Consider the following 26118-nt stretch of genomic DNA (forward strand, 5'->3'; position numbering starts at 1 on the left):
CCTGACCACCATCCCTACGAGCTGTTCCTGCAACTGGAGGGGATTGAGCACCGAACCACCAAGGTGCGCAGGCCGCAGAGCAACGGCTTTATCGAACTGCTGCATTGAACCTTGCTGGATGAACACTTCCGTATCAAGGGAAGGACGACCTGGTATGAGTCGGTAGAGCAGATGCAGACAGACCTGGATAGCTACCTGGAGCACTACAACACCCAGCGGCCACATCAAGGCAGGATGATGGAGGGTCAAACCCCCTACAGCATGTTCAAGAAGGGTCTGAAATTGATACCGAAGGAAGTGCGCACTAAAGTAGCGTAAACAAGACACCGGTTTGAGGCCGGTGTCAGGTGATAACTAGATCTGTACACATAATTAAAATAATATCTGGATAATAATCACATCCATTTACCACGTCGAATCGCTGTGATCTCTTTTTCGACGTTGTTAACCGTATATCGTTCAAGATTAAACAACGATGAATAGAATCCAGCATCTTTTACGGTTCTATGTAGATTTTCACCATTTAAATCCAATGAACCAGCGGGCCGAGTCGAAACATTTAACAGAAGAACTCCGTTTGGAGATAAGACTCTGTTTAGTTCAGATGACAAGTGAGAGATATCATCCAGATCAAGATGCTCCACGACATCACAACAAGTGATGAGATCAAAATAATCATCCGGGAAAGGAATAGCTTGACTCCGCAATAAAAATAGCTTTTGAGAACTAATGCCTCTTTCCTTGGCTATGTCTAAAGCAACTGAACTCACATCAACCCCATACGAATCCTTTCCAAACAATTTAGATCCTAATAGGCCAACAACGAATCCAGCTCCACAGCCATAATCAAGGTGTTTTTCACCAACAGCCCGAATAACTTCGGCATTTTCAAGAACAATTCTATACCCAGGACTGAATTCAGCCTTCAGATAGTCAGGATTGGAAAGGAAAACATTGTTGTAGATTTCATGATAAAGAGAGTAACTCATAGTTTTTTCCTAAAGTTTAGTTATTTAATCACATACCAGGTTGGGTATTCACAATAAGGAATTGGTTCATGGCACTCTATCAAGTTAAGCTTTAGTGAGTTCTTTTTAATAAAATCATCTACTACAGAAATAACTTTCGGCCAATCCGCGTGATAATCATCACCTGCAAAAACCCCCCCGACCTTCAATTTAGGAAACCAATCATGTAATGTTTTCCCTTCCTCCTCTCCTGTATGAGCATAGCCGTCAACATATATAAAGTCAAAATACTCATCCGGAAACATATCTAATGCCTCATCGAATTTCATCTTTAACAAAGCATATTTTTCTCTATACTTATCAAGTCTCATAAAGGCAGACTTATACTGATTTATGTCATGCCCACGGTCACCAGCATACATATCAACACCGTATAAAAATGATAATTGCCCCAGTTCCATTATTCTTTCTGAAAAAATACCTTCCGCCACACCAAGCTCTATACCAACACCACCTTTTCGAGCATAAAAAATAACACTTTCACGTTTAGGTATATTCATAATTTTGATACTCCATAAATAAATGCTGACTCAAGTTTTTTCTTATAAGCATTGCGACCATAATCCGGGGCAATCGCTTGGCAATAATCAGTTATTTTATCCAGTTCACATCGTTGTTCTTGAGTGATTGGAGAACCAGGATATTTACTAAGTGCCAATAAAAAACGACAAAAATCGTCCTCATATGTCAAATCATCTACTGAGAAACACATATTCCGGAAGAGATAATCAAGATCTACATCGCTGATGTTATCAATTTTCAACAATCGAGCGAGTTCAGGATATAAATCACTATCCTCACCCACAACGGCATGATAATCAAAAACTGCAAACGGTATTTTATTGCGGGCCGCATCATATAATAACGTAGAGTATGTTGACAGAAGCAGATCACAATTTACTAATACTTGATCAATAGAAATATCTAACAACCCAGTTATTACATCATCAATTAATATAACATTTTCTAAACCAGCTGTAACTCGGAGAGAATAGTCCTCAGGATGTGGACGAATGAGAAATAGAGTGTCTTGATTTTTCTTACTCATCTTTATAATCAGAGTACTAACATCACTACTGCTGACTCCGTGAGCGCCAGTCCAATGCAGATTGGTCGCTATCATCACTCGACGCTCAAAACGAGACACCCAATTACCAAACTTGCGAGCTAAAAAATCGGGTGATGATTTGTAGTTAGGCCTTACATTGCCAGCAGAAAATACCTTTGAGCGAATCACGCTATGGGAGCGTACCATTATTTCTTTTGCAGCCATTTCACTCCAAGCAAGTGTATATTCAGTCACAGTCGTAAACACATCTGGTAATGTAATACCATGCTGGAGAGTGAACGTCACCACTTGTAACTCTCGGGCTTTGACAATTAGCCGCGAGCAGGAAAGATGCATCGGCGACAGCGGACCAAGCGTTGATGTTAACAGCATATCACCAGCTTTCATTTTATTCATATCAAAATCACGAAGATATGAATTATCAATCGCATGGTTGTTTAGAAATTTTTTGACAACAATTAGATGATGAAATGCTAAATTCCCATCATTTACTATTACATATAAATTGTCAGAACCAACACGAGTGGCTAAACCGCGGAGAAATGCAAGATCTTGAAAAAAATGAATAATATAAAATAACGAAGGCTTTCTTTTTGTCAGCAAAAAATTCGTCAATCCATCGTTCACATCTTCATTCAAGTGCTCAATTACTGATGTCTCCTGATTTTTATGCGATAGTTTTACTGCAAAAAATTTCGGTTTGCTAATACATTTTCTATCTCGATATGGATCTATGTTATTCCAATGTGAGGCAATTAAGTCATACTGTTTATCGATATAATCAAGACCAATCTCGATATATTCAATTGCAATAATGCTCAATCCAGATGAGTTGATGAGCCGCAACCACCCCTCTTCGGTCGCAGTCGTATTAAATTGAAATGAAAACGATGGCCCAACCTGAAATACAACAACACACGATTCTACGCCATCAAGAAGTGTCGAAATGATCGATGGTATTTGTGCCTCACAATATTGATTAAGCAAAACTTTTTCGATCTGACTACACCATAAATCAAACAGACCATGCTTACTGTTACTAAAATCAACGTGTTGAACCGAAGCGACTCCTTGGTGCATTTTAACAAAAAAATCAGTGCAACAATCCTTATAGTTCTGTGAGGGTTCAACAAAATTGGTCATCATTAAATTCCAACTATTGGAGAAATTAATTTTTCCAGAAATGCTGTACGAAATTTTGTTATATAGTATCTAATACCATTATAGATATACCCAACAAGCCCATAGCTAGTTACAATTTGACCTTCCCGCCATAATGCGCGCCGCACAATACCATAATTAACCCTGCGAAGCCTATCTGTTTTCCTGATAGATGCCTCCAACTCATGATTGATTATTATATGTTTTGATTCACCACTCGCATCATCAGTTCTACGCGAAGAATAAATAATTGAGACCTCTCTGCTCGAGGGATGGCTAAGCACCCTATTCACTGTTGCCAAAACACCACTGATGTCATATACAGATGGCGACTTAAAAAAATCTGCAACCAGTGACTGCTCATGATTCATGGACAATTTAATCGGTTCCATTTTTAAGGAGTATTCAGAAACAGAATCGATATTATCTGGCTCGAGAAGCTTCTCTATAAAATGCCAATGCCGCAGCACCGCTGAGTGATTAACAGAGTACTCGGCCTTGGTTGATGACCCCATCAATCCATACGCATAACTCATATGAGGTGATGGATTTATCTTGTTATAATTTGATAAATAGACAAACCCACTAATACATTTTACCGCGGGATAGAGACCAGAAAGAATCTCCGACACGGTACCGTACAGCCCCGAGTCAACTATGATTGCATTACTGCCTGCTAATGAAGAAAAATGTTCAGCCAAACATTCTCTTTGTCTATTCAGATAGTTAACTATGGAGTTATCGATTTCATTTTTTGAATCTGCAGAAAGCCATTGTTTGACAGAACCCGGTGTTATTTTTGCCTCAAGAATCGTCGAGTCAAACGAGGATAAGTACCGTTCTGTATTAATTTCATTTTGTTTTGATAGTAACTTTTCAATTAGATATCTTACCGTTTTGTTTTTGAAAACTATTGAGCAAACATGCCCTCCCCACATTGGATCTTCTGCTAAAGCAGCTTTGATTGCTGCTATTCTTGATACGGGGAAATCATATAAATCATAACTAGGGTTTATATGATTAATTTTCAAAAACAATCTAAATAGCTCATATAAAACGACACCAGCTCTACGGCAAAAATAAACTCTAGTGCTAGCCGTTGTCGAGTACATCGTAGCTAGCGCATGAAGTCTATGGCAAAACTCGTAGAAGTAAGGCCCCATGGTATCACGGTAAAGTTCCTCAGAATTCATGATTATATTCACTCCCATAGTGAGGAATATCGATAAATGCGATTTCCTTTTTATCTTTGAGATCGAGGTAGTATCTGACATCTTGATTATATTGTTCCAGAGAAACTCCTCCTGCTCGTCTAATCGCCCACAAATACATTTCTGGGTGCACGAGGGAAAGAGGTATATTTGTTTTTTGGCTCGAATCTAGACCTATTTTGCCAGCACACCCCTGACGAACAAACAGCATGATATTTTGTTTATACCAAAAATTGATACCAGGCATATTCCAGATCACAGGCCTGATGATATCAAAACAATCAAAACCTAAACGAATAAAATGCTCGCTCCAGTATGATGGCCAGTTTTCACTTTGGTGACCGGTGCCACCTTGATAAGGAATAGCTGCGGAGAAAAGTATCACATCGCTATGACAAGTCAAATTACCTACAAATGTTGAATGGCTTTCAACCGGAAGATGTTCCGCCACCTCCAGTGATATAGCTAAATTGAATTTTCTACCCAGTTCTACTTTTTCACAAACATTCCTTTCCATCCAAAATTCATCAGGAATCATCAACATCTCTTTGGCAGAAGATGACCCTTCAACACCCACAACGTCTTCAACTCCGAGATAATGAGCAGCGGCAAGCCATGAACCAGTACCACACCCGATATCAACTATTGATTCTGGCTTCTTTATAATATCGAAGAGACAAGACAATACTTTAACCCCAGAACGATAAGATGCCGAGGCCTGATCCTGATAAAAACCCTTGTTGTAAATATTTGAACTATCCATTCCACTTCCCCCTCAGTATGATATGCCCCAATTTTTTCATTATTTTCTCTTTATAATAAAAAAATGCCGTTCTGGGTGTTAGAGTGGCATTTACTTGGTTCGCACGAGCATTTATATAATCCCCATTATAGTTATCACCGAGATGATGTATATTGTTTGTCGAAACACCATATCTATTTGCCAACCAAGAAAAAGCATCACCACGATGTTTTGAAACGCCCACTTCACTACTCATGAACACTTCATAGTTAAATTTCACGCCCTTGAGTTTTAGAAGCTCACGGACAAAGTCCGAAGATAAATACATATCACTGAATAATACTATCTTTTTCCCTCTCGCCTCTTGCTTCGTTAACTCATTTGCAAGTCCGGTATTCAAAGTCAGCAAATTTGACTCAACCAACATTTCTGCTTTTAATAAAAGCTCATTATTTATTTCTGGGTCAACTAGAAGGGCTTGCTGGATTTCGAGGATTTTATGAATCGACGGTTCTGGAATGACTTTTTTGTCATACAAGTCATACAACCAATGATGTGACTTATATCTGGAGTAAAAAATTCTGTCTACGTTAGATTTTTTGCTTCCACTAAGCTGATGTATTTTTTTCGATATCAAATAGAAACGGACATCTTCCGAAGTTCCATCGCGTAACAACAATGTGTCGAAGATGTCGACAGATATGACCACAACATCATCATTAATTTTATATTTCATAAACTTAATGCCACCTTCGAGATTTAACTATACCACTTCAATTTGCGGGAGCTTACTCTTAACAAATTTAATTATCTCATCACGGTAAGCAAATGATGCAATGATTATCAATTTAGACTTCGTATTGTGTAGCTCATCAGGGTTTCTAACATCGATTCCATTTAGCACCGGAACAGTCTGCCAAGAACGATCATAATGAGCGTTAGGATTAAACCCAGCAGATGTCAAAATTCTGGAAATTCTCGCTCCCATCTCTCCTGCACCATAAATAGAAAAATTATCTCTATACCGATTCACAGTTGATAATAGCGACACAACATAATCATCTGGAAATACATTTTCATTAAACTGCAGAAACAATCTATAGTCGATGATAGCTTGCGTTGGCCATGATTGAGCAGACAAACAAGCCATATTTTTCTCGACAGAAAGCATGGCCACTATGCTTTGGCAACATTGATGCTTTGACAATGCATTTACTAGTACATTTAAGCGACTAACATCGAAATATAGTTTCAAGCATGCAAGTCTTCTCTCCAACAGTACAGACAGCTCATTCAAGTGACTTCGATATTTATTCGGCGTGACTTTTAACATATTGCAGTAACTGGCCAGCAATGCATACATTGCTTCCGGCGTAAATGTTTCATTTTGCATCAAATATTGTTCAACATTATGATGCCATACCGCTGCACGGGTTTTATCCATTCGGTCTTTTACCGTGGACATAGAACCTTCTCGACGATAATAGACTACGCCTACCGAATGATGAGTGATCAGATTAGCGCCTTGCATGACTCTTCGCAAAAGCAGATCATAGTCCTCATGACCACCATCTACACGGCTATCTTGAGAAAATCCCCCGCAGGCACGGACTTCATTCGTCCGGAATAGATAGATATGAGGAGGACCAATGTTCACCATTAACAATGCCGATAATGCATCAGAAAATGCAGGAATAATATCCCTTTCCTTGCCCGTATCTTCGTTTACCTCACGAAAGCCAATACAGCCAATTGTATTCTCTGATGCCATCATGGCTACTTGGTTAGCAATACATTCAGGTAATAACTCATCATCCGCATCAAGAAACTTGATATAACTACCTTTTGCCGCCTTCAATCCAGCATTACGAGCTGCTGATAAGCCTTGATTATTCTGTCTCAACAGGATAAGTGGGAAACTATATCCTTCTTGTTCAATTTTTATCGCAGGTTCACTTCCATCATCTACTACGATGACTTCAATGGCATCATATGTTTGGCGTTGTACAGAGATTAATGCACGAGAGAGCAAGTGCCCTTGTTGATAACAAGGAATAACAATTGTCACCAGTTGATTTTTTTTATTCTGCATTTAAACCTCTTTGCCTTTTGAGCTCACAATTGGTCATACGCTTGCACTGCTAACTGCCAGGACTATCTCTAGGAGAATAGCCATTTAAACACAGCCTTTATAAGTGAAAATCTCTACCACGCACGAGGCATTATCGCAGGTCGACTTTATCGCCTTCACCATTTCATTGCAGAATGCTCTCGACGCTACGCTATAGGTTCTTAACTTCAGATTTGACGCCTCTGCCAGGGTAATCACCTTGATATCATTCATATATAAAGAGCCACGCTCGGCTCGTCGATCAATAATGTGGGTTACGCGAATACCATGTTTGGTTAACAGCTCATAAACTCGCAATCCCAGATCTCCGGCTCCGTAAAGCGCGGTTTCAACTTTGTTCTTTTCTTGCAAGAGCTGCAGCAACACAGGAGCCACCTTCTCATCATTCTGGTAGGTGGCCAACTCTCCGCAAAGCTGCAATTGATCCGGGAACGCAAGCGCCGCCGCACCTGGGTACCAAAAGCAGGTCTGAAGGATAGGATTAACTCCATCCAATAAAAGCTGGTATGCCTGTTCACCTGAGCCAACGCTCTCTTTGAGCAACATGATGTCGCGCTGTGACACTAAGGGGTTGCTTTCCCCAGCGGTCAGAGGGATAGGTAAATAAGCCAGGATGCACGCCTCTTGCCACATCGGATAAGCAATCAGGCGATACAGGATGGCCACAAAGTGATGTCGCTCAGATAAGGACGGCCCCTGTTCAAGCCAGCCGGTTTCTGTGGCCAGTTTCCCCCAGTGCAAGACCGTCTTGGTGAAGTTCTCCAGATAAGCATCATGCAGAATAGATTCATCTGGCCGTAGCACGCCGACAGGCGCGATCCCTCCCCCATCTACCCGCTGATACGACCGAGTGGAATTGAGAACACCATTAAGCAGGATCTCGCTCACTTCCGGATAGGCGGCCAGTTGAGATGCCCATCCTTTGCACGCCGCAGGCTGAAACACCTGCAGTTTTTGGCCCAGTGCTACTCGGCTCGCACGCTGACTGGCATAAAACATGAAGTAGTTAACATCATTCAGCCCAGCCAACTGATGGAGATTTTGTAACAGGCTGCCACCACATCCCCAATCGAGAATAGCGATCTCGGAGCTGTTTCTTACCCCCTGTTGCACCAAGTATTGCCGCAACCATTGCCTCTGCTGCTGCAAATGGACAACGATCTGCGACCGAGCTCTTTCCAGCCAGCTCAACACCTCATGCCAGAATGGCGTATCTACTAACTCAGACAAAGTGCGATGCTGCTGAAGAGCACAGCTGGTGGGGCATTTAAGTCCAAGATCCTCAAGCAGTTCGGCCAGTGTATATCCACGTCGCTGACAGAGCGGATGCAACAGCTCCAACGACCAGTCACGACTCGGGAGGTAGCTGGAACGACGGGAAACCGCCAAAGTCTTGACAGTCAGTCTGTGTCCGGGTATCTGTGCAAGAAGACGCGCGATAACATCACCTTCGCGCAATAGACAGAACAGCGTAGTGATACCCTGTTGCTGGCATCTCTCTATGAGCCAGCGAGCAAACACGTAAAGGACCGGCGCGTAGATACGACCAGCTAACTCTGAGCTGGTCGAGCCATCACTCAGCCAGCGCCATTGGCGCCGCAACCGCTCTAAGCCTGGAATGCAAAGAGGAAACAGACGCTGCTCGTACTTCACTTGCGCGAGGTAATCATCCCCTAACCCAACATGACAGGCGCTTAGCCCGGAGGCCTTTGCCATCTGCAGGTCGGTAATTTTGTCGTCCCCAATGTGCAAAACCGATGCAGGCGGCCATTGCTGCTCGGCCAGCAGGCGCTGATACAGACCCCCATCCTGTTTGCTGGCCCGATATTCGCCAGAAACATAGATCCTATGCAGCAACAGCTGCGGAGCCTTAGTACTGAAGAAGCGCTGCAACAGGCTGGCAGGCAGATACATATCGGAAAGCAGCACGATCAGTAGGCCGCGCTGTTGCTGACTGAGCAGCCAATCGACCAGTACCGGATTAAGCCACCAGTTGTCGTATTCCAGCTGCTGCTCCAGCTGGGCCAACTGCTCCCCCTGAGCGCTGGGCCAGCAAGCATAGATGTGCTCTAGCCGCACCTCTCTGTGACCTTCTCGCTGCATCATCTGACGCCGAGCCATCGATTCAGCCTCTTTACGGTATTCGACAAAGGCATCAGGATCATCATTGCACAGAATACCTAACTGGTAAGCTTGTACTGCCAGCTGATGCCAGAATTGCTCGACGGTTCCGGCGTGACGGAAGATCAAAGTGTCGAAGACATCACATGAAATGGCACGGATCGGCTGCGCTCGCAGAGCTCCATCCAATTTCGATAGATAACTCATCATGCTTATCTCCCTGTCATCGGCTGAGCCAGGTGTCGATAGTGTTGCAGCGCATTGTCGACGGCATCATCCATATCGAAATAGCGGTACTCGGCAAGGCGCCCCAAAGCAATCAGTTGCGGGAACTGGGCCAATTCATCGCGGCAAGACTGATAGTTCTGTTTGGCTGCGTTGGTAAACAACGGGTAGTAAGGCTCGAGCCCCTGTTCCGGCTGATAGTCACAAGGATATTCGTATACGATACTGGTGCCGAGATGAACCTGCCCGCTGAAATGCTTGAATTCGGTGATCCGCGTGAAGGCTTCTTCATTCGGATAATTGACGGTGGTGACAGGCTGAAATTGCTCTTGCGCCAGATGGCGATGTTCAAAACGCAGTGAGCGATATGGCAGGCAATTCCCTTCTGCCGGCATCAACTGATCCAGCCTACCGGTATATATCAGTGGGCCATCGAAAGGAAGACCATCCAGCAGCACCCTCTTCTGCAGCCAGTCCAACCTGACATGCTGTTCCATAGGGGTCGACAACCTTACGTCAATCAAGGGGTGCGCAAGTATGCGCTCAAACATTGCGGTATAGCCTTCCGCCGGCACCGCCTGCCAGGGATCGGTGAAGTAGCGATCATCCCGACTCACCACCACGGGCACTCGTGCCGTCACCTCGGGGGAGATCTGCTCGGGCGGTACCCCCCACTGTTTACTGGTGTAGTTGACGAAGGCTTTCTGATAGATGAAATCTGCCAATTCACCCAGCAGGGGATGCGCCTCTTTGCGCAGTTCCAGAATAGGCACTCTGGCACCATCACCAAACCGGGTACGCAGGGCCTCAATCATGGCGGCGGCTTTGTCGGTCTGAAAGCAACGTTCGATGCTGGTCAGGTTGAACGGGATCGGCACCAGCTGCCCGTCGATGCGTGACAACACACGATGCTCATAAGGCAGCCACTCGGTAAACTGCGACAAGTAATCCCAGACTTCCTTGTTATCGGTATGGAAGAGGTGTGGACCATAGCGATGGACCAACACACCATGCTCGTCATACTCGTCAAAGCAGTTGCCACCGATATGGTCGCGCTGTTCCAGCACCAGCACCTTCCAACCAAGCTGGCTGGCCATTCGCTCAGCCATGACGGCACCGGAAAGCCCGGCGCCAATGACGATCGCCTGATAACTCATGCCGCCTCTCCAAACAATTGTTGCATAACCCGTGCTGGATGAGCTCGCTGCGCCCACGCCAGTTGATGTCTCTCATCGAAGAACCAGCCTGGCGCCAGCTTCGCTACCTCGGTAACTGACTGTTCGATAAGTTGCGTGAAGCGGGCAACGTCATCCTGCCGCAGAAAGTAGAGCGCGGCAGAGTAATAGTGATGTGAACGTCCTTGCGCAATTATCACCGGATCCTCGCCGAACGCAGCGGCATTGTCACAGGCTCGCAGCAGATCTCGCAGCGACTGTTCACGACGATCTGCCGATTTGCGGGTCTGTCCGCCAAAGCTCTGGGTATGGAAGCGATAACGCCCCAGCAGCTCGGGGATAAAATCCAGCGTCCCCGGATTACGTGAGAGGTTCAAAATGTGCCAGGGATAATCGAGGATGATCTTGCACCCCTCATCGATGGCATTTTCCATCCCTTCATAACGGCGAAACATTATGGAACTTGCATTGACGAACACCCCGAAGCGGATCAATGCCTCCCGTGTCATCATGGGTTCGAGATGGCGAGCATTGTAATAATCGCGGGTGAATAGCTTGATCCGTGCGCCAGTTTCATCATCAAACATCTCCGCTTCGTGGTAGCAAAGCGTGCAACCAGTGTGCGTATCAAGATAATCGGCCTGGCTCTGCAGCTTGCCCGGCAGAGCAAGATCATCCCCGTCGACATAGGCGATGTATTCACCGATAGCCTCTCTCAGCAAGCGTTTCTGGGTCTTGGCCAACCCCATATTCTGCGCATTCTGTAGTGCCTTGAGTTGAGGCCACTGCTGCGCCAGCCGCTGCATAATGGCCCAGGAGTCATCGCTCGAGCCGTCATCAATGGCAATGACCTCAAAATAGAAATTGGTTTGCTGTTCCAGCAGACTTAGCAGACAGGGCTCGATAAAGCGCCCGAGGTTATACACCGGCACCAGTACGCTGACTTTCATAGAGGATCCAGAAGTAGAGTAAAAAAGAAGCGAATTGGAGAAAATGGACAAGGCTACCGCACGGTCTCTGTCAACCCTTCCTGCCCTTCATGGCAATATTTACTGCAAGAGCCGTGCCTAACCAAGCTAATTCATTGATATGACTTGATTTATGTGACCTGGAATCCACTATTCAATACGGGCAAGCTGACGGCTGCAGGCCACCAGCATGTCGATGCCGTCCCAGAGCCATTCGAATGCCAGCGCTTGTCCCGGACTTGCCACCCTATCGATACGGCAGCAGGGCGACAGCTGTAGAGCACACTCAAGCCGCATTTTATCTGGCCCAACCCAGACACAGGTCTGCATATCCCAAGGTTGTAACAGCAACTCATCCAGGGTATCGGCAACAAATTCGGCAACTGTACCTCCTCCGATGTGTGCAAGCCGCAAAGAGGCGGTGGGAGTCAATAAGGTGACGCCAGCAAAGGTCTCCTGCTGCACTAGGCCATCATGGGCGGCATTTCGTTGACTGTTGATGAAACGCTCCATCATCAGTGCGTGATCAGCTGCGAAGGGAGCGAAGATCCCTTCGAGCAGACGGCGTCGCAACGTACTATCGGGAGTCCCCAACCAGCAAATGGTGGTGGGCGAGGCGCAGGCTTGCTGATTGAAGCGAGTAAAGTCTTGTTGCAAAGCCGCAACCAATTGCCGCCACGCGGCAGCATCCAGGCTGGCGAGCCATTGGCTATCAAATACCGCCATGGAACGGCGATCCGGAAACACAATTTCCTGAGCGCGGGGTGAAAGCGGAATTGCACGTACCCAGCCGATGGTTTCATCACCGCCCCAAATGATGCGAAGGCGGCACCGGGCCGATAACCAGGCGGTGACGCGCTCATCATGGTCATAGCGGATGAAACGGGTACGGGAGGCAATCTCTTGCCACTCGGGCAGAGAGAATAGTTCGTTCAGGATGGTCAACATGGCCTCTTGCACCGGGTCGATACGCGATGAGAGACGAACCACGGACCCATTGCCCATCAGCAGCGCCATGATCCAGGAGTAGAACGCGACGGTCGGCACGTTGGAGGGAACCAGATGAAAAACCATCCCCAAGGGTGCACGCCCTGCCATACGTTTGCGCTGCACCTCAATCTGGCGCGGCCGCAACCAAAAACCAAAGGCGGCCAGATCCGGGTTCTCTCGCCCCTCCTGCTGCAGACGTGCAGAGAGCGCAGCCACAAAGTCACCTATGACGGGCGCAAAGCTTGGCTGCGGGCGAGTAACAAAACCTTGCCAGCCAATGACGGGAGCCACGAAAGCGACCTCGGGCCCAGCTTGCCACATGGCATCTTCTGCATCTGACCGGATCACTGGAAAGTGTCGCTGCATCCCCTCACCTCGGCGCCTTGCTGACGCCCTGATACATGAAAATAACGGCCGAGACGTCCGCAGGGGCAATCATCCTCACCCAGCAGCACACCGAGATCCTCGCTGAGCAAACTGTGGCCTGGATAACTTTGGGGAATTGCAGAGATCACCTGCAACAAGCCTGGCTTGCCGATCCCGAGCGGTCGATGGGTCAGCGGATCCCGCACCAGCAGATCGGCAAAGAGGGGAGCATGAAGATGGCCCTGCTCGCACTCAACAAATACCGACCCCACCTGCTCCACCATGCCATAGAAGTTGTACACCCGACTCAGCCCCAGCTGTTCATGGCAGCGCTGCTTGAAGGCAGGATTGTCCACCGCTAGGTGTTGCAGCTTCTTCCAGCCACCGCTGTGAAAAAGCGTGCCCTGCGTCAGCGGCAGTTGCAGACCTCGCTCACGCAGCGGTTCCAGCAGACATTGCCAGACCATGAAGGTGAAACCGAACAACAGGACCGGCTGGCCCGCATATTTGTCACAAAAGGCCTCGATGACAGGCCAGTTGGGCCGCATCTGCTCATCGAGGGCATAAGTATGGTCACGGCCAAGGAAGGAGAGCCCCAGCGCACCGGCTCCTCGGGCTGAAAAGCCGCTGCGGTTTTGAATAAGGGCAGGTTGCTCCACCAGCAGCATGGGCAACCGTTGCTTGCCGACAAACTCTTGCAGGATCTTCACCAGCACCTTGCTCTGCAGGGCGGCGGTCTCCCTGTCCAGCACAATTCGTGACGGCGTTCCGGTAGTGCCAGAGGAGGTCAGCACCTTGAACACCTCGTCTTGCGGCACGCTCTGCCATTGGTCCAATTTGAACAGGCGGGCGGCCAGATAGGGAAGCTCTTGATAGGTCGAAGCCTGACCCCAGCCAAACGCCGACAGAATATTGGCAAAAGCTGGACACCCCTGCCCGTGCCGCTGCGTCAATTCATTCAGGCGAGCAAGGAGCAGCCCACTTTTTTCCTGTTGGGGCAGCCCGAAAACCGGCGCATCAAACAGCCTGTTCATAGCTGCTCCAGCGCTGTTAATAGGGCCGGATAATCAATCTTCATATTGCTGCGTCGTGGCAAATGGTGTTGGTAGATACGCACGCTTGATGGTGACACCATCAGCCAGCGGGCCAGCTCCAGCTGTAGTGCATCACTGGGGCACGCGTCTGCCTCGATGGCTACCAACAGGCGATCATCGCGGCCGGTAGCGGCGCTGGAATAGCCCCTCCCCTGCAACCAGGCTTCCACTTCAGCCAAGCTTACCCGTTTGCCAAACAGCTTCAGGAAACGGTTGAGTCGCCCGGTCAGATAGAAGCGGCCCGCCTCATCACAACGAGCCAGATCGCCGGTAAAGAGCGCATCCATATCACGTCCCCGAACCAGATCTTCAGGGCGCTCGGCATAGCCAAGCATCACATTTGGCCCTTGGTAGACTAACTCCCCTTCCCCGTCGGGAAAGCCGGGCTCATGACGCAGAGAGAGACGCCCGCCCGGTACGGCACGGCCGATGGCATCCGGGGCAATCATCACTTCATCGTGCGCCAGCCAGGCAATGCGCGGCGCCGCTTCGGTCTGGCCATACATCACGAAAAAACGGCGTCCCAGCGCAGCTGCCTGTTCGGCAAATTGCTTTGCCAGTGCCGGCTCAAGTCGTCCTCCGGCCTGGGTCAGGGTCATCAGGCTGGGATAGCGGGCCCACTCAAAACGCAAGCGGTTTAGCATCTGAAAGGTAAACGGGACCCCCGCCACGCTGGTGACCTGATGGCGATTGACCTCATCCCAGAAGTGGCGCTCAAGGGGACTGGCAGTACATAAAACCAGCGAGGCACCAGCCAAAAGATGGCTGTTGAGCACCGACATACCGAAGGAGTAAAAAAGTGGCAATGAGGTGATGGCTCGCTCACGCCCGTTCAGCGCCAGATATTCGGCGATGGCCGCGGCATTGGCATCAAGATTGGTTCGCGACAATCGCACCCATTTGCAGGAACCTGTACTGCCCGATGTCGGCAGCAGCATGGCCAGCTCAGGGTGAAGCGAGGGCGCATCGCCAAGATGCGCAACTGCCCCATCCTCCAATACCCGCAGACTGACACTAAAGCGCTGGCACTGCTCATGGTGCAACCGGGCATCCTGTGCAGGATCGGCCAGCATGATGGCGTGGCCATCACGCAGCGCCAGCAAGTAGTGAAGCAGATGCAGGGTGGATGTCACAAATGGCAGGTAGACCAAATGGCGACCGGCAGGATAGATGGTGGCCAACTGCGCCACACGCTGGGCCAGTTCACCATAACTGAGCCACCCCTCTTGCGGGTCTCGCCAGGCGGGCTCGTCATTGTCGTCAACCAGATGCGTCAACAAATCAGGCTGGCTCAAATCACCATCCCCCCATCGACCCCAATTACCTGCCCGGTCACATAACTCGACAAGTCGGACGCGAGAAACAGGGCCACTTTGGCCACTTCATCTGGCGTGCCAATCCGCCCCATGGCGATGCTGGCCACCCGCTCGGCAAACTTCTCTTGCGGGATGGCGTGGGCCATATCGGTATCAATAAAACCTGGAGCAATCGCATTGACACGGATCTGGCTGGCAGCCAGCTCCTTGGCCAGTGACTGGGTAATACCGATCACCGCCGCCTTGCTGCCGGCATAGCAGCTGAGCCCGGCAGCCCCCACCTGCCCCATCAGAGAGGCAAGATTGATGATGCTGCCGCCACCACTGCGCTGCATCAGGCGGACGGCATACTGGCTGCAGTAGATCAAGCTAAAGGTATTGTTGCTGAATGTCTTTTGCAGATGGGTCTGGTTCGCCATCCCCAATAACGCCTCTTCCAGCATGCCAGCATTGTTGACCAGCACATCCAGCGATCGGCTCTGGGTAAACAGTTGTTGAAATGCCTGCTTGACCGCCACCGGCTCGGCCACATCAAAACAGAGAGGCTGGCAAGGCACGCCAAACTCGCTACCAATCTCGGTCGCCAGCTGGCTCATGGTCACCTCATCACGGCCTCCCAGCCACAGTTCAGCCCCCTGAGAGGCAAACTGGCGGGCGATGGCAAGACCGATGCCACGCCCGGCACCGGTGATCAACACCCGCCTGCCCTGCAACAGCCCCAGCATCAGAAAGCGACCCCGTACTTGGCCAGGATCTCGCGCGCCTTGCCGACCGAACTCATGTCGATAATGTCATCGGTGTCGAGCAATACACCGTAGTTATCCTCCAACTGGGCAATCAGCCCCATGTGGGCGACGGAGTCCCACTGCAGGATGCTATTGTAGGCCAGCCCATCGCTGACGCTGCCGATATCGATACCCAGAGCCTCGGCAAAAACCTGTTCCAATGCGATTGTCATCTGAAAAATCTCCGTAGCCGCTCACGGGCGGCATAGTAATCCGCAGGCAGCAGTTCCAATGCGAAAAATCCGTTCTCTTGCCCTATCTGACGGTAACCCAGTTGTTCATTCAAACGCAGGGCCGAGCGATTGTTCTCCCGAACCAGGGTCCGGATACAACCGATGTGCAGCTCATCAAAACCCTGATCAAGCTGGGATAAGGCAGCAGCAATCGCCAACATGGGATGCCGTACGGTCGAGTTGCCCAGATAGAGTCCCGCATCGGCAATCGCCTGACCCTGCAGCTTACCCTGGCACTCACCTTTCAGATTGACGTAACCCGCTCGCACGCCCTTGCACCAGAGCACCCAGTGCTGCTGATCCTGTCGCTCACGGGTGGCGGCGAACCATTGGCGCTGTTGCCGTGGTGAGATACGCGTCTGGGATACCATCTGCATTCGCACCTCATCCTTATTGCGCCAACGTCGCAAGGCAGGAAGATCCCACGGCTCTATCGGGCGTAACTCAACGCCATAGCTCATCTTAAACGCCATCCACTTTTCATGACCTGTCTCTCTTATCGACCACACTGCTGCCATTCCGTAGCAAAAATCGATAATACAAGGAGAAAAACCAGTATAATATCAAAAATAATCAAAGAGTTGTCATCGATTATCCTGGCTTTGGCCAGTCATTAATCCAGCAGAGAGAACCCATCATGGCCATCGCCATTATCCCGGCCCGGGGTGGCAGCAAACGCATTCTACGCAAGAATATCCGTCCCTTCTGTGGCCAGCCCATGCTCGCCTATGCCATCCTGGCGGCGCAACAATCGAGCTGTTTCAGCAAGGTGATGGTCTCCACCGATGATGAGGAGATTGCCGAAGTTGCTCGTCAACTGGGCGCGGAAGTACCATTTCTGCGGCCAGCCAACCTCGCCGATGATCACACAGGTACCACCCCTGTGGTGATCGACACCATCCAGCGGCTCGACCAGCTCGGCATCCAGGCAGAGCACTACTGCTGCATCTATGCCACTGTCCCGCTTATTCAAGCCGATGACTTGAAGGCCGCCCATCAGCGACTGATCGCAAGTAATGCTCCATTTGTCTACACCGTGGCCGAATTCGGCTTCCCTATCCAGCGCGCCGTGCGCATGGATGAGCAGGGCCGGGTCACCCCCTTCTGGCCAGAACAGATGGCGAAACGCTCTCAGGATCTGGAGCCTGCCTATCAGGATGCCGGCCAGTTCTACTGGGGCAGCCGCGCGGCCTGGTTGGGAGGGATCAGCCCGGTGGGGGGAGAAGGGATTGGCCACATATTGCCGCGACACAGGGTGGTCGATATCGATACACAGGAAGATTGGCACCTGGCCGAACTTCTCTATCAAGTGCTGGCCCAAGATGACGTTTAAGGTTGCCTTCCGGCTCGACGCCGGCGCCGAGATTGGGCTGGGTCATCTGATGCGTTGTCTGGCCATCGCCGACCGGCTGAAAACGGCTGGCGCCGAGTGCCACTTTCTCTGCTATCAACTACCGACTCACCTGCTGCCACTGCTGCAATCCCACCAGCATCACGCTCTGTGTGCTCTGGACGATGCAGGCCCCTTGCCCGCCTTGCGCCCGGCGTGGCTGGTGTGTGATCACTACCGGATTGATCGGGAGATCGAGCAGACACTGGCAATGCACTGTGGTCAGTTGCTGGTGATCGACGATCTGGCCGATCGCCCTCATCATGGTCAGTTGCTGCTGGATCAGGGGCCACTACGCAGCGCTGCCGATTACCAGCCGCTCACCCCCGCTGGCTGCCGGCTGCTGCTGGGCACCGACTATGCCCTGCTACGCCCCGCCTATCGCCAGCTTGCACGCCAAAAGGTCAGCCGGTGGCAACGTGGCCTCATCTGCTTTGGCGGCGCTGATCCGGCCGGAGCCTGCCTCACGACCCTCAACACGCTGGCTCGACTGCCATGGGCTAAAACCGTCAGCTGGACTCTGGTAGCCGGTGGGGCAAATCCTTTCTGGCTCGAGCTGCAACAAAGGGTTGCCGAACTGCCCGATCTGCCGCTCACCCTGCTGCGCCAGAGCGACCAGATGGCGCAACTGATGCAACAGCACGACTTCGCCATCGGCGCCGCCGGCGGCATGACCTGGGAGCGGGCCTGTCTCGGCCTGCCCACCCTGGCGGTGCCCATCGTCGACAATCAGCAGTTCAACGATGATGTGATCGCCCGCTTCCAGCTGGCCGAGCGGCTGACCCTGAGCGAGCTGGCCGAGCCTGAGCGGCTGTTGCAAGCCCTGCACCGGCTTGAGCAACAGTCAGACGACTACCGCCGCCGCGGCCAGCTGCAGGTGGACGGGCTGGGGCTGGATCGCCTCACCGCCTGGCTGCTACCACAACCCGATTATCAACTGATACCAGATGGCCAACAGTGGCAACTACGCCATGATGACCAACTGCTGCTCACCCTGATTCTGGACGGTCAACATCTGACATGGCAGGCCGCCCGGCCACTTCAACCAGCGGAGTGGCAAGAGCTGGCACATCGCTTGCAAACAATTTTCTCCCAATTTCCCCTCTATCTTGCCCAGCCACAGCAGATAGCGCCCCCTGCCCCCTGGCAGCCGGCGCCGCAAAGCTGGCAACTTGGCACAGGAATCTGAACACAGATGCAGATCGATCATCGCCCCATCAACCAGGAACAGGCCCCCTATGTGATTGCCGAACTGTCGGCCAACCACAATGGCAATCTGGACCGCGCCCTGGCCATCATGACCGCAGCCAAAGCAGCGGGTGCCAGCGCCGTCAAGCTGCAAACCTACCGCCCGGGTACCATCACCCTCAAAAGTGATCGACCGGAATTTCAGATCCACGGTGGTTTGTGGGATGGTCACTGCCTCTATGACCTTTATGAGTGGGCGCACACCCCCTGGGAGTGGCACCAGGCGCTGTTTGCCAAAGGGCGCGAGCTGGAGCTGACGGTCTTTAGCAGCCCGTTTGATTTCAGTGCGGTGGACTTGCTTGAATCACTGGACTGCCCGGCCTACAAGATCGCCTCCTTCGAGCTGGTGGATCTTCCCCTCATTCGCTACGCCGCCCAGACCGGTAAGCCGCTCATCATGTCCACCGGCATGGCGAACGAGGCCGAGATCGCCGCCGCGGTCGAGATGGCACTCAAGCACGGCAACGGCCAGCTGGCACTGCTGCACTGCGTCAGCGGCTATCCGGCGCCGGCAGCCGAGTACAACCTGCGTACCATCCCCATGTTGCGCCAGCGCTTCGGGATCGAGGTGGGGCTCTCTGATCACACCCTGGGATCGGCCACGGCCATCGCCGCCACCGCGCTCGGGGCAACCCTCCTCGAGAAGCACTTTACCTTGGCCCGTGCCGACGGCGGGCCGGATTGCGCCTTCTCCATGGAACCGGCCGAGCTCACCGAGCTGGTGGCCTCGGTCAATACCGCCCATGCCGCCCTCGGGGTGGCTGACTACCAGCTCACCGCCAGTGAACAGGGCAACCGCGCGTTTCGCCGCTCCCTCTATCTGGTCAAGGAGATGGTAGCCGGCGAGGTGCTCACCGCAGAGCACATCAAGTCGGTGCGCCCCGCCCTCGGTCTGCCCCCAGCCGATTACGATCGACTCATCGGCAAGCGGGTCAACCGCGACCTGTGCGCCAATCAGCCTCTCAACTGGGATTGGATTGCACAAGATGAATGAAGATCTGCTGCGCCACCATCTGGCGATCATCGAACAGCGTTGGCCACAGCTTGCAGCCCACCTCACGGTGGCACAGCTGGGCGATCTGCAGGTGGAGTTGTGTGAAGGCCTCAGCAGCACACTGCTGGTCAATGGCATCCAGCTCACCAGCCGGCACGATCGGGTGAAAGAGGCCGAACTGCAAGCGGCAACTCTTCCCGATGTACCCGTGCTGCACCTTTATGGCACCGGACTCGGCGATCTGCAGAAGGTGTTGCTGACACGCCCCCGGTTAGAAACCCTCCATGTCCATATCATGCACCACAATCTCTTCACTCTGGTGCTGGCCTTGCTCGAGCACGACGAGTGGCTGCAAGACCCCCGGGTAGAGCTGAGCCTCGCGGCCGATGAACAGGAGATTGTCCTCCCCTTCTTCGCCCTCCCCAGCGAACTGGAGGTGGCCGAAGATGCGGCCTGCCGCATTCGTGGGCGTTTGATTAGCGAGATACTGGCTGGGTACACTCGCCAACGCTTTGATCCTGCATCGCCACGGATCTTAAGCCGGCTGGCTGAGAATATGTCTCTGGTGGCAAAAGATGGTGACGTGAGCTCTCTATTTGGCTCTCGTCCTGATAGCAGTGCACTGGTCATCGCCAGTGGACCCACCCTAGCACAACATCTGCCAAAACTGGCTGGCTGGCTGGCACATCATCCCGACTGGCTGGTGATTTGCGTCGATACTGCGCTGGTTTCGTTACGCAGTTATGGCCTTGCGCCTCATTTAGTGGTCAGTATTGATGATGCGCTTACCCCAGACAGGTTGCCAGGGGCAGGGTTGGATACAGTCCCTCTTGTCTACGCGCCCATGGTACCATCCGACACTCTGAATGCTTGGCCAGGCCCACGGCTTACCACCTACTCAGCCAGTCCCATGTATGCAACGCTGGCTCGGAAACATCCCAAGGGAACCCTGCATCAGGGAGGAAGCGTCATTCATCCGACCGTCGATCTGGCAATACAAATCGGATGCACTGAGGTACTCCTGCTTGGTTGCGATTTTGCCTTCCCCGGTGGCCAGACCCATGCCGGCTGGCAAGACGGGGCTCTCGGCCCCAGCGCCAGTCAGGCACTGAGCTGGGTCGTGGATGGCCATGGGAAACGGGTCAGCACCAATCCCAACTTCACAACTTATCAGATTGAGCTGGAGCGCTATATGGCAGCCCATCCCGAAGTTCATTTCTGGAACAGCAGCCGAGATGGTGCAGCTCTGCTCGGCAGTGAATATCATCCGGACTTTGTATCATGACGCTCAAACACCATTGCATCACACTCGCCCACCGTTTTCGGCTCGGCCACTATGTGGAGAGTGCCCTGACCCTTCCTGATTTACTCGAACAGGTGTTGCTGGAGCTCCCACATGAACATCACAACGAGGCAGCCAGAATCATTGCTGCATTGCTGGCATGTCAAGAGCGCCATGACTGGCTTGGATTAGCCGATTGGCTGGAAGGTGAACTAGCTGTACTGCTAAGCACCTAGACCGGACTCAGCAAGCCCGCTTCAAGCAACATGTCTGCCAGCTGGCGGGCTTGCCAGAATGGAATGTGGATCCTCTCGGCAATCTCGAACAGGGTCATCTCTCCATCACTGTAAGCAAGCAGGTTCATCATGTCCCGCACAGCCCATCCTGACCAGCGGGTCGATAGATCCGGATAGAGACCGCGCTTGCCCATTTGCGGCTCGCAAAGCACCGTTACTCGATAACGTCCATCCAGCTCAATACATTCAATTGCTCTGCGCACCGCCATAAAACCTCCCGCCAAGCCAGCAGGCGTTATGAGAGAGAGATCGTCAAGCGAGGTGTGATACTCAGGGTAACAGCCATATTTGGTACGCATAATCGATGCTATCGGCAGGTCAATCCCGGGAGCGCACAGCTGGCGCTCATTGGAACCTCGATCCAAAAAGCTGAAACGATGAAATCCCGAGTCAATGTGGGAAAGAGCGTGCAATGCGGCTCTGTCAGCCAGCGTGCCTCCACGACGTGAGGGCAAATAGGAGTAACCACGCTCATCCCCAAGACAAGAGAGGTTGAACCCCGCCAGCGTCTGTGCCTTGAGGTATGCCAGATGGCGTGAAAGATACACAATGGCGCCCAGCGTTTCAGGCACCAATATTAGGCGATAGCTATAACGGCGACGCGGCATCCTGGCGAGCCAGGCCATCAAAAACACACCGACCAAGGGGCCCGAAAGCTCGTTGTTGGCCATGGATGGATGGCATAGATAGCTTGACAGCAGGATCTCTTGCTTGCTCTCTCCTGCCAAACACATATCTGCATAAGTCAGTGACCCCGGAGCAAGCGTCGCATCGATCACTACCCGGTACTGCCCTGGCTGCAACTGTTCACGAACCCTGTGAGTCAGGCAAAAGCCCCACCGACGCCGGTAGTAGGAAGTGATATAAGGAATGGCATCAGGCAACTCCGGTAACGAGTGCAGGTGCAGCTGCAGTTCTTCCAGGGACAGAATCGTATCAACAGGCTCTGAATACCCCACCAGATGCAGATTGTGATCGCGAAAATCGACTACCCGACGCCCATCCGGCCCCACTATGTAAGCCTCGCGTACGTTCCATTCTTCAGGCACTTGCCAGTCAAAACATTCAGTACCGGTCGGCACTTCGTGAACCTGCAACTCCGGCAGGCAATGGCATAGCAATGCCAAGCTTTCTCGAACGCCATTACCGGTCAGGCTGCGATTGATAGGATAAAGGCGCGCCGCCAGATCATACATGGCCTGGCCAATCTGCGTCGGGTCTTGCCAGTCTGCAGGTAAAAAATCCGTGTCAGGAGTCATGGGTATGCTGAACCAATTCGACAATGTGCCCAAGCGGGCTAAGAAAAAACTGGACGTGAGCGCCGCCAAACGCGATGGCTGGCTGGCTGGGCCCGAGGGGAAGATGACGCTGGGCCCGCAGTTTTTCGGTAGCCATTACTAGGTCTGCCACCTCATAGGCCAGGTGATTGAGCAGGTTATGACGGGTACGTAGCGCCTGACTGACGGGGCTCTCTTCACAGGCCGGTGCAATCAGTTCATAGCAAATCCCCGCATCATCATAGGCAAAACAGATATGCACCCGCTGCAACGGATCGAGCACCGGCTCGCTAAAGCAGGAAAGCCCGAGAGCCTCGCGGCAATAGCAAACCCCGAGCTCGAGCTCGGATACCACCAACCCGATATGATGCAGTTTCATACTCCCTCCCGGATGAGTGCATGAGGATGCTCTGCTATCAGTTGTTTGGCAACCGCGGCAAAGTCGGCGCAGCGAACAGCCCAGACCGGCAACCTGCCAAACAGCGCTTGTCGCCACTTGCCCTGGCTCTTGAGCGCATCAACCAGACGGGAAAGATCAATCTCGCTGGCCAGATCGAGTCTTCGCACAAAGTAGTCACAATACCAGGGGCGCACCATTCCCTGCTCGCGGACATCACCCTCAAAGCGTTTCATAAAGCGATAATCGACACCTAGTTGCTGCTCGACATAGTGGGTGAAGGTAATGCGATCGGGATGACAGGCAAAACCGGCAATCCAGCCATCGTGGGCCGCCAACCAGGCGAAGGGGCTCTCTTCACCAAAGCAGTCATGACCCCCTGCTGCAACCACCTGGTCACGCCCCGCTCCCCATACCGCAACGCTGAAGATAGGATCGCGGGTCCGCGCAACCCCTGGCAGAGTGCGAAACAGCTCCGTCATCAGGCCCACTTCACTGGGAGACGTCGCCCTGTCGAAACAGGTCTGACGAGTCAGGCTATACGTGAATGTTGGCACCAGCAGAGTGCCCTCGTTTCCAAGCCACTCCTGCATTCCGAGCCAAAAAGCATGTATGCCGGCTTCATTGCCCCGTCCTGGAAACTGGGCCACAGCCATGGCGTCAGAGTGAACCATTATAGCGCTCCCTCGTGCGATCCCGAGGGAGCCAAGAATATGAGAGAGAGCTTCAATCACAGGGCAAGACCACGACGCAACAGCGCCTCACGAATATCCTGAAGCTGTTTCATCGTCGCCAGCTCTTCAGGCTCGAAGCGTACCGAGAACGTCTGTTCAACCAGTAACAGAAAATTGAAATGGCCGAGCGAATCCCATTCCGGAAAGGCCCCAAGTCCCAACTGATAGTCGCCTCGCGTGACGGTTGCAGAAGGAAACTGCTGTTCCAACAGAGTGAAGAGATCAGTCATGGTGATAAAACTCCAAAAAAGGCAAATTCAGCTGTTCGAGCGCCAGGCTATGGTAATGCTCATGGGAAAAACGGGCGGGATCTGGATTATCACAGGGAGTCAACGACAGGGATGCCAACCATGTCAGCGCAGGTTCATTACGAGCACAACGGTTCGAGCCAATAACCAAGCGCTCGATCCCCGCCTCGCGCAATGCAGCCGAGACTCTATCCAGTAACCAATATTCGAGCCCTCTGGACAACACTCTGCAACTCAGAGCCAGCGTATCGAGCAATGCCAGTTTGGGCGTGAGGTTTATGATCAGCACCAAGCCAACCAAACCATGATCGGCAAAGCGATCCTGCAACGACACTAGCCAGCACCAGCCAGACTGCGCCAGCCGTTTGAGCTCGCTCGCCTCATATCGCTGACAGGAGAGATTAAACTGGTTGGTTTTATGGATGATCTGCTCGGCACGAGCAAGGTTATCCACCGCCAACGGCTGTATCGCCGCACGCAACGACAAGGAGGCGAGAAAATGTTGTTCACTGCCAACCTCGCTACGTAACCGGGCGGCATCTGCCAATGCCAGATAGGAGGCCTGACGAACAGCGTCATCACCACTGAAGGTACGCGAGAACCCCCCATAAGTGAGCAAGGTTGTAGGCCATGCCCAGATATCTGCTGGTGGTTCAATGACATCGACTTGTGGCAGGGCATGGCGAACTTCGGCCCTTTCCAGGGGGGAATCATCCCAGAAGACCAAGGCCTCAAGCCCCAGATTGAGGCTGGCAGCAATATGTCGCAAACCTTGAGATTTAGAGCCCCAACCAATGGCAGACGCTGCAAGATTTCGCCTTTTGAGTCTCATGGCGCTATGCTGCTCAAACACCAGCCAAACATCTGCAGGCTCGTTTTTAGAGCACAATGCCAATAACACGCCACGCTGATACCAATAGAGCGCCGCATCCTGAAACGACTGATAGAGTTTGCCGAGACCGTCCTGACCAAGGTACAGGCCAGTCAACCCCTCTTCACCCACTACCCCCCCCCATAGGGTATTGTCACAATCGAGCACCAGCACCTTGCGTATCGGCGCCTGATCAAGCATCCAACGCGCGGCAATCCAGTCGGCAAGGCTGGTCAAGCCGTGCATCGAGAGAGGACAAGAAAGAAGGTAACGATTACGCTCGTCCACACAATGGGCTCGCCCCTGCTCAAAGAGCCAGCGACCCAGCCCCAAATCCCTAATATGGTGACGTGCAAGTGCTCGGGTAAAACAGATATCCAGCTGCATCATCCAGGGGTGAAGAGCGCCACTAACACCGCCTCCTTGCAGTGAACAAGCACCGAGATAAAGATGAGGGAGCCCCCGCAGTGGCGAGAGCAATGCTTCCAACCAGGTGTCGATGGTTTCGGACAATGCAGGTTCAGCCAAGGTGTGCCAATGCTGGCATTCGCTGTCGGTCAGCAGTTGTTCCCAAAACCAGAGCACCAGATGTCCGTCACAAGCGGCCATCGGCTGCCATTGACCTTGAGGACAAAATTGCAACTGTGCATGTCGAGCCAAATGAGCCCACGCCACATTACCAGGCATGAGAAATGCGGTGGATGCCAGGGAAAGGGTGGCCATATATGCACCTGAAAGGATTAAATACTTCTATATCATACTGTTA

The 26118-nt window shown here is 51.8% G+C and carries 26 protein-coding genes and 1 pseudogene; 6 read left to right on the top strand and 21 right to left on the bottom strand.

Going from position 1 to position 26118, the window contains the following annotated elements:
• Positions 1 to 318, top strand: a pseudogene (locus AB5Y99_RS02950) (integrase core domain-containing protein); the annotation flags it as partial.
• A 77-nt stretch (positions 319 to 395) separates the two neighbouring features.
• Here the strand turns inward: AB5Y99_RS02950 and AB5Y99_RS02955 are convergent.
• The 16 genes from AB5Y99_RS02955 to AB5Y99_RS03030 all read right to left on the bottom strand — a co-directional run bounded on the left by AB5Y99_RS02955 (position 396) and on the right by AB5Y99_RS03030 (position 17088).
• A complete protein-coding gene (locus AB5Y99_RS02955; protein ID WP_368208649.1) occupies positions 396 to 989 on the bottom strand; it encodes a class I SAM-dependent methyltransferase in 594 nt (197 codons plus the stop codon).
• A gap of 20 nt (positions 990 to 1009) precedes the next feature.
• Positions 1010 to 1528 (bottom strand): class I SAM-dependent methyltransferase, encoded by a 519-nt coding sequence (locus AB5Y99_RS02960; protein WP_368208651.1) that lies wholly within the window; start codon positions 1526 to 1528, stop codon positions 1010 to 1012.
• Positions 1525 to 3243 (bottom strand): hypothetical protein, encoded by a 1719-nt coding sequence (locus tag AB5Y99_RS02965; protein WP_368208653.1) that lies wholly within the window; start codon positions 3241 to 3243, stop codon positions 1525 to 1527. Before AB5Y99_RS02965 ends, AB5Y99_RS02960 begins: the two co-directional genes overlap by 4 nt.
• A complete protein-coding gene (locus AB5Y99_RS02970; protein WP_368208655.1) occupies positions 3243 to 4451 on the bottom strand; it encodes a hypothetical protein in 1209 nt (402 codons plus the stop codon). The genes AB5Y99_RS02965 and AB5Y99_RS02970 overlap by 1 nt, the downstream gene beginning before the upstream one ends.
• Positions 4441 to 5232, bottom strand: coding sequence for a methyltransferase domain-containing protein (locus tag AB5Y99_RS02975; protein WP_368208657.1), 792 nt, complete (start codon positions 5230 to 5232; stop codon positions 4441 to 4443). Before AB5Y99_RS02975 ends, AB5Y99_RS02970 begins: the two co-directional genes overlap by 11 nt.
• The gene (locus tag AB5Y99_RS02980) at positions 5225 to 5947 is read right to left on the bottom strand and encodes a hypothetical protein (protein WP_368208658.1); all 723 of its coding nucleotides are present in this window, start codon (positions 5945 to 5947) and stop codon (positions 5225 to 5227) included. Before AB5Y99_RS02980 ends, AB5Y99_RS02975 begins: the two co-directional genes overlap by 8 nt.
• A gap of 27 nt (positions 5948 to 5974) precedes the next feature.
• Positions 5975 to 7303 (bottom strand): glycosyltransferase family 2 protein, encoded by a 1329-nt coding sequence (locus AB5Y99_RS02985; RefSeq protein ID WP_368208660.1) that lies wholly within the window; start codon positions 7301 to 7303, stop codon positions 5975 to 5977.
• Between the two features lie 84 nt (positions 7304 to 7387).
• The gene (locus tag AB5Y99_RS02990; RefSeq protein ID WP_368208661.1) at positions 7388 to 9673 is read right to left on the bottom strand and encodes a hypothetical protein; all 2286 of its coding nucleotides are present in this window, start codon (positions 9671 to 9673) and stop codon (positions 7388 to 7390) included.
• 2 nt (positions 9674 to 9675) lie between these two features.
• Complete coding sequence (gene glf / locus AB5Y99_RS02995) at positions 9676 to 10845, bottom strand: UDP-galactopyranose mutase (protein ID WP_368208663.1); 1170 nt, start codon at positions 10843 to 10845, stop codon at positions 9676 to 9678.
• Complete coding sequence (locus AB5Y99_RS03000) at positions 10842 to 11813, bottom strand: glycosyltransferase family 2 protein (RefSeq protein ID WP_368208664.1); 972 nt, start codon at positions 11811 to 11813, stop codon at positions 10842 to 10844. Before AB5Y99_RS03000 ends, glf begins: the two co-directional genes overlap by 4 nt.
• 168 nt (positions 11814 to 11981) lie before the next feature.
• Positions 11982 to 13187 (bottom strand): acyl-CoA reductase, encoded by a 1206-nt coding sequence (locus tag AB5Y99_RS03005; RefSeq protein ID WP_368208665.1) that lies wholly within the window; start codon positions 13185 to 13187, stop codon positions 11982 to 11984.
• Positions 13166 to 14221 carry an acyl-protein synthetase gene (locus tag AB5Y99_RS03010; protein WP_144715553.1) on the bottom strand — a complete coding sequence of 352 codons (1056 nt, stop codon included), beginning with the start codon at positions 14219 to 14221 and terminating at the stop codon, positions 13166 to 13168. The genes AB5Y99_RS03005 and AB5Y99_RS03010 overlap by 22 nt, the downstream gene beginning before the upstream one ends.
• Complete coding sequence (locus AB5Y99_RS03015; RefSeq protein ID WP_368208667.1) at positions 14218 to 15576, bottom strand: AMP-binding protein; 1359 nt, start codon at positions 15574 to 15576, stop codon at positions 14218 to 14220. The genes AB5Y99_RS03010 and AB5Y99_RS03015 overlap by 4 nt, the downstream gene beginning before the upstream one ends.
• Positions 15573 to 16322, bottom strand: a complete 750-nt coding sequence (locus AB5Y99_RS03020; RefSeq protein WP_368208668.1) for an SDR family NAD(P)-dependent oxidoreductase — start codon at positions 16320 to 16322, stop codon at positions 15573 to 15575. The genes AB5Y99_RS03015 and AB5Y99_RS03020 overlap by 4 nt, the downstream gene beginning before the upstream one ends.
• Positions 16322 to 16555: an acyl carrier protein gene (locus AB5Y99_RS03025; protein WP_368208670.1), complete on the bottom strand. Its 234-nt coding sequence runs from the start codon at positions 16553 to 16555 to the stop codon at positions 16322 to 16324. The genes AB5Y99_RS03020 and AB5Y99_RS03025 overlap by 1 nt, the downstream gene beginning before the upstream one ends.
• Positions 16552 to 17088 carry a GNAT family N-acetyltransferase gene (locus AB5Y99_RS03030; protein WP_043819461.1) on the bottom strand — a complete coding sequence of 179 codons (537 nt, stop codon included), beginning with the start codon at positions 17086 to 17088 and terminating at the stop codon, positions 16552 to 16554. The genes AB5Y99_RS03025 and AB5Y99_RS03030 overlap by 4 nt, the downstream gene beginning before the upstream one ends.
• A 164-nt stretch (positions 17089 to 17252) precedes the next feature.
• Here AB5Y99_RS03030 and pseF point away from each other — a divergent pair, with 164 nt between their 5' ends.
• The 5 genes from pseF to AB5Y99_RS03055 are packed head-to-tail and all read left to right on the top strand — an operon-like array spanning position 17253 to position 21765.
• Complete coding sequence (pseF, locus tag AB5Y99_RS03035) at positions 17253 to 17948, top strand: pseudaminic acid cytidylyltransferase (RefSeq protein ID WP_368208671.1); 696 nt, start codon at positions 17253 to 17255, stop codon at positions 17946 to 17948.
• Positions 17938 to 19194, top strand: coding sequence for a UDP-2,4-diacetamido-2,4,6-trideoxy-beta-L-altropyranose hydrolase (pseG, locus tag AB5Y99_RS03040; RefSeq protein WP_139429459.1), 1257 nt, complete (start codon positions 17938 to 17940; stop codon positions 19192 to 19194). Before pseF ends, pseG begins: the two co-directional genes overlap by 11 nt.
• A gap of 6 nt (positions 19195 to 19200) precedes the next feature.
• Complete coding sequence (gene pseI / locus AB5Y99_RS03045; RefSeq protein WP_139429458.1) at positions 19201 to 20247, top strand: pseudaminic acid synthase; 1047 nt, start codon at positions 19201 to 19203, stop codon at positions 20245 to 20247.
• A complete protein-coding gene (locus tag AB5Y99_RS03050; protein ID WP_201936587.1) occupies positions 20240 to 21532 on the top strand; it encodes a motility associated factor glycosyltransferase family protein in 1293 nt (430 codons plus the stop codon). The genes pseI and AB5Y99_RS03050 overlap by 8 nt, the downstream gene beginning before the upstream one ends.
• A complete protein-coding gene (locus tag AB5Y99_RS03055) occupies positions 21529 to 21765 on the top strand; it encodes a hypothetical protein (RefSeq protein ID WP_139444484.1) in 237 nt (78 codons plus the stop codon). Before AB5Y99_RS03050 ends, AB5Y99_RS03055 begins: the two co-directional genes overlap by 4 nt.
• On the opposite strand, the gene AB5Y99_RS03060 is transcribed toward AB5Y99_RS03055, so the two are convergent.
• Genes AB5Y99_RS03060 through AB5Y99_RS03080 form a run of 5 tightly spaced genes read right to left on the bottom strand, consistent with a single transcriptional unit; the run spans position 21762 to position 26075 of the window.
• On the bottom strand, positions 21762 to 23090 hold the full coding sequence (locus AB5Y99_RS03060) for a DUF4910 domain-containing protein (RefSeq protein WP_368208866.1): 1329 nt from the start codon (positions 23088 to 23090) through the stop codon (positions 21762 to 21764). The two genes, AB5Y99_RS03055 and AB5Y99_RS03060, sit on opposite strands and share 4 nt — an antisense overlap.
• Positions 23074 to 23481, bottom strand: a complete 408-nt coding sequence (locus tag AB5Y99_RS03065) for a VOC family protein (RefSeq protein ID WP_368208673.1) — start codon at positions 23479 to 23481, stop codon at positions 23074 to 23076. Before AB5Y99_RS03065 ends, AB5Y99_RS03060 begins: the two co-directional genes overlap by 17 nt.
• Entirely contained in the window at positions 23478 to 24173 is a 696-nt protein-coding gene (locus AB5Y99_RS03070; RefSeq protein WP_368208674.1) for an AAC(3) family N-acetyltransferase, read from the bottom strand. Before AB5Y99_RS03070 ends, AB5Y99_RS03065 begins: the two co-directional genes overlap by 4 nt.
• 56 nt (positions 24174 to 24229) lie before the next feature.
• A complete protein-coding gene (locus AB5Y99_RS03075) occupies positions 24230 to 24463 on the bottom strand; it encodes an acyl carrier protein (protein ID WP_255912106.1) in 234 nt (77 codons plus the stop codon).
• A complete protein-coding gene (locus AB5Y99_RS03080) occupies positions 24456 to 26075 on the bottom strand; it encodes an HAD family hydrolase (protein WP_139444482.1) in 1620 nt (539 codons plus the stop codon). Before AB5Y99_RS03080 ends, AB5Y99_RS03075 begins: the two co-directional genes overlap by 8 nt.
• Between the last annotated feature and the right edge of the window lie 43 nt (positions 26076 to 26118).

It is taken from the genome of Aeromonas sp. R4-2, assembly GCF_040908295.1.
Classification (GTDB): Bacteria; Pseudomonadota; Gammaproteobacteria; order Enterobacterales; family Aeromonadaceae; genus Aeromonas; species Aeromonas veronii.

What these genes read in the sequence shown, in the direction of transcription:
- AB5Y99_RS02955 (WP_368208649.1), bottom strand. Translation starts at nt 989, where the DNA reads ATGAGTTACTCTCTTTATCATGAAATCTACAACAATGTTTTCCTTTCC.
- AB5Y99_RS02960 (WP_368208651.1), bottom strand. Translation starts at nt 1,528, where the DNA reads ATGAATATACCTAAACGTGAAAGTGTTATTTTTTATGCTCGAAAAGGT.
- AB5Y99_RS02965 (WP_368208653.1), bottom strand. Translation starts at nt 3,243, where the DNA reads ATGATGACCAATTTTGTTGAACCCTCACAGAACTATAAGGATTGTTGC.
- AB5Y99_RS02970 (WP_368208655.1), bottom strand. Translation starts at nt 4,451, where the DNA reads ATGAATTCTGAGGAACTTTACCGTGATACCATGGGGCCTTACTTCTAC.
- AB5Y99_RS02975 (WP_368208657.1), bottom strand. Translation starts at nt 5,232, where the DNA reads ATGGATAGTTCAAATATTTACAACAAGGGTTTTTATCAGGATCAGGCC.
- AB5Y99_RS02980 (WP_368208658.1), bottom strand. Translation starts at nt 5,947, where the DNA reads ATGAAATATAAAATTAATGATGATGTTGTGGTCATATCTGTCGACATC.
- AB5Y99_RS02985 (WP_368208660.1), bottom strand. Translation starts at nt 7,303, where the DNA reads ATGCAGAATAAAAAAAATCAACTGGTGACAATTGTTATTCCTTGTTAT.
- AB5Y99_RS02990 (WP_368208661.1), bottom strand. Translation starts at nt 9,673, where the DNA reads ATGATGAGTTATCTATCGAAATTGGATGGAGCTCTGCGAGCGCAGCCG.
- glf (WP_368208663.1), bottom strand. Translation starts at nt 10,845, where the DNA reads ATGAGTTATCAGGCGATCGTCATTGGCGCCGGGCTTTCCGGTGCCGTC.
- AB5Y99_RS03000 (WP_368208664.1), bottom strand. Translation starts at nt 11,813, where the DNA reads ATGAAAGTCAGCGTACTGGTGCCGGTGTATAACCTCGGGCGCTTTATC.
- AB5Y99_RS03005 (WP_368208665.1), bottom strand. Translation starts at nt 13,187, where the DNA reads ATGCAGCGACACTTTCCAGTGATCCGGTCAGATGCAGAAGATGCCATG.
- AB5Y99_RS03010 (WP_144715553.1), bottom strand. Translation starts at nt 14,221, where the DNA reads ATGAACAGGCTGTTTGATGCGCCGGTTTTCGGGCTGCCCCAACAGGAA.
- AB5Y99_RS03020 (WP_368208668.1), bottom strand. Translation starts at nt 16,322, where the DNA reads ATGCTGGGGCTGTTGCAGGGCAGGCGGGTGTTGATCACCGGTGCCGGG.
- AB5Y99_RS03025 (WP_368208670.1), bottom strand. Translation starts at nt 16,555, where the DNA reads ATGACAATCGCATTGGAACAGGTTTTTGCCGAGGCTCTGGGTATCGAT.
- AB5Y99_RS03030 (WP_043819461.1), bottom strand. Translation starts at nt 17,088, where the DNA reads ATGGCGTTTAAGATGAGCTATGGCGTTGAGTTACGCCCGATAGAGCCG.
- pseF (WP_368208671.1), top strand. Translation starts at nt 17,253, where the DNA reads ATGGCCATCGCCATTATCCCGGCCCGGGGTGGCAGCAAACGCATTCTA.
- pseG (WP_139429459.1), top strand. Translation starts at nt 17,938, where the DNA reads ATGACGTTTAAGGTTGCCTTCCGGCTCGACGCCGGCGCCGAGATTGGG.
- pseI (WP_139429458.1), top strand. Translation starts at nt 19,201, where the DNA reads ATGCAGATCGATCATCGCCCCATCAACCAGGAACAGGCCCCCTATGTG.
- AB5Y99_RS03050 (WP_201936587.1), top strand. Translation starts at nt 20,240, where the DNA reads ATGAATGAAGATCTGCTGCGCCACCATCTGGCGATCATCGAACAGCGT.
- AB5Y99_RS03055 (WP_139444484.1), top strand. Translation starts at nt 21,529, where the DNA reads ATGACGCTCAAACACCATTGCATCACACTCGCCCACCGTTTTCGGCTC.
- AB5Y99_RS03065 (WP_368208673.1), bottom strand. Translation starts at nt 23,481, where the DNA reads ATGAAACTGCATCATATCGGGTTGGTGGTATCCGAGCTCGAGCTCGGG.
- AB5Y99_RS03070 (WP_368208674.1), bottom strand. Translation starts at nt 24,173, where the DNA reads ATGGTTCACTCTGACGCCATGGCTGTGGCCCAGTTTCCAGGACGGGGC.
- AB5Y99_RS03075 (WP_255912106.1), bottom strand. Translation starts at nt 24,463, where the DNA reads ATGACTGATCTCTTCACTCTGTTGGAACAGCAGTTTCCTTCTGCAACC.
- AB5Y99_RS03080 (WP_139444482.1), bottom strand. Translation starts at nt 26,075, where the DNA reads ATGGCCACCCTTTCCCTGGCATCCACCGCATTTCTCATGCCTGGTAAT.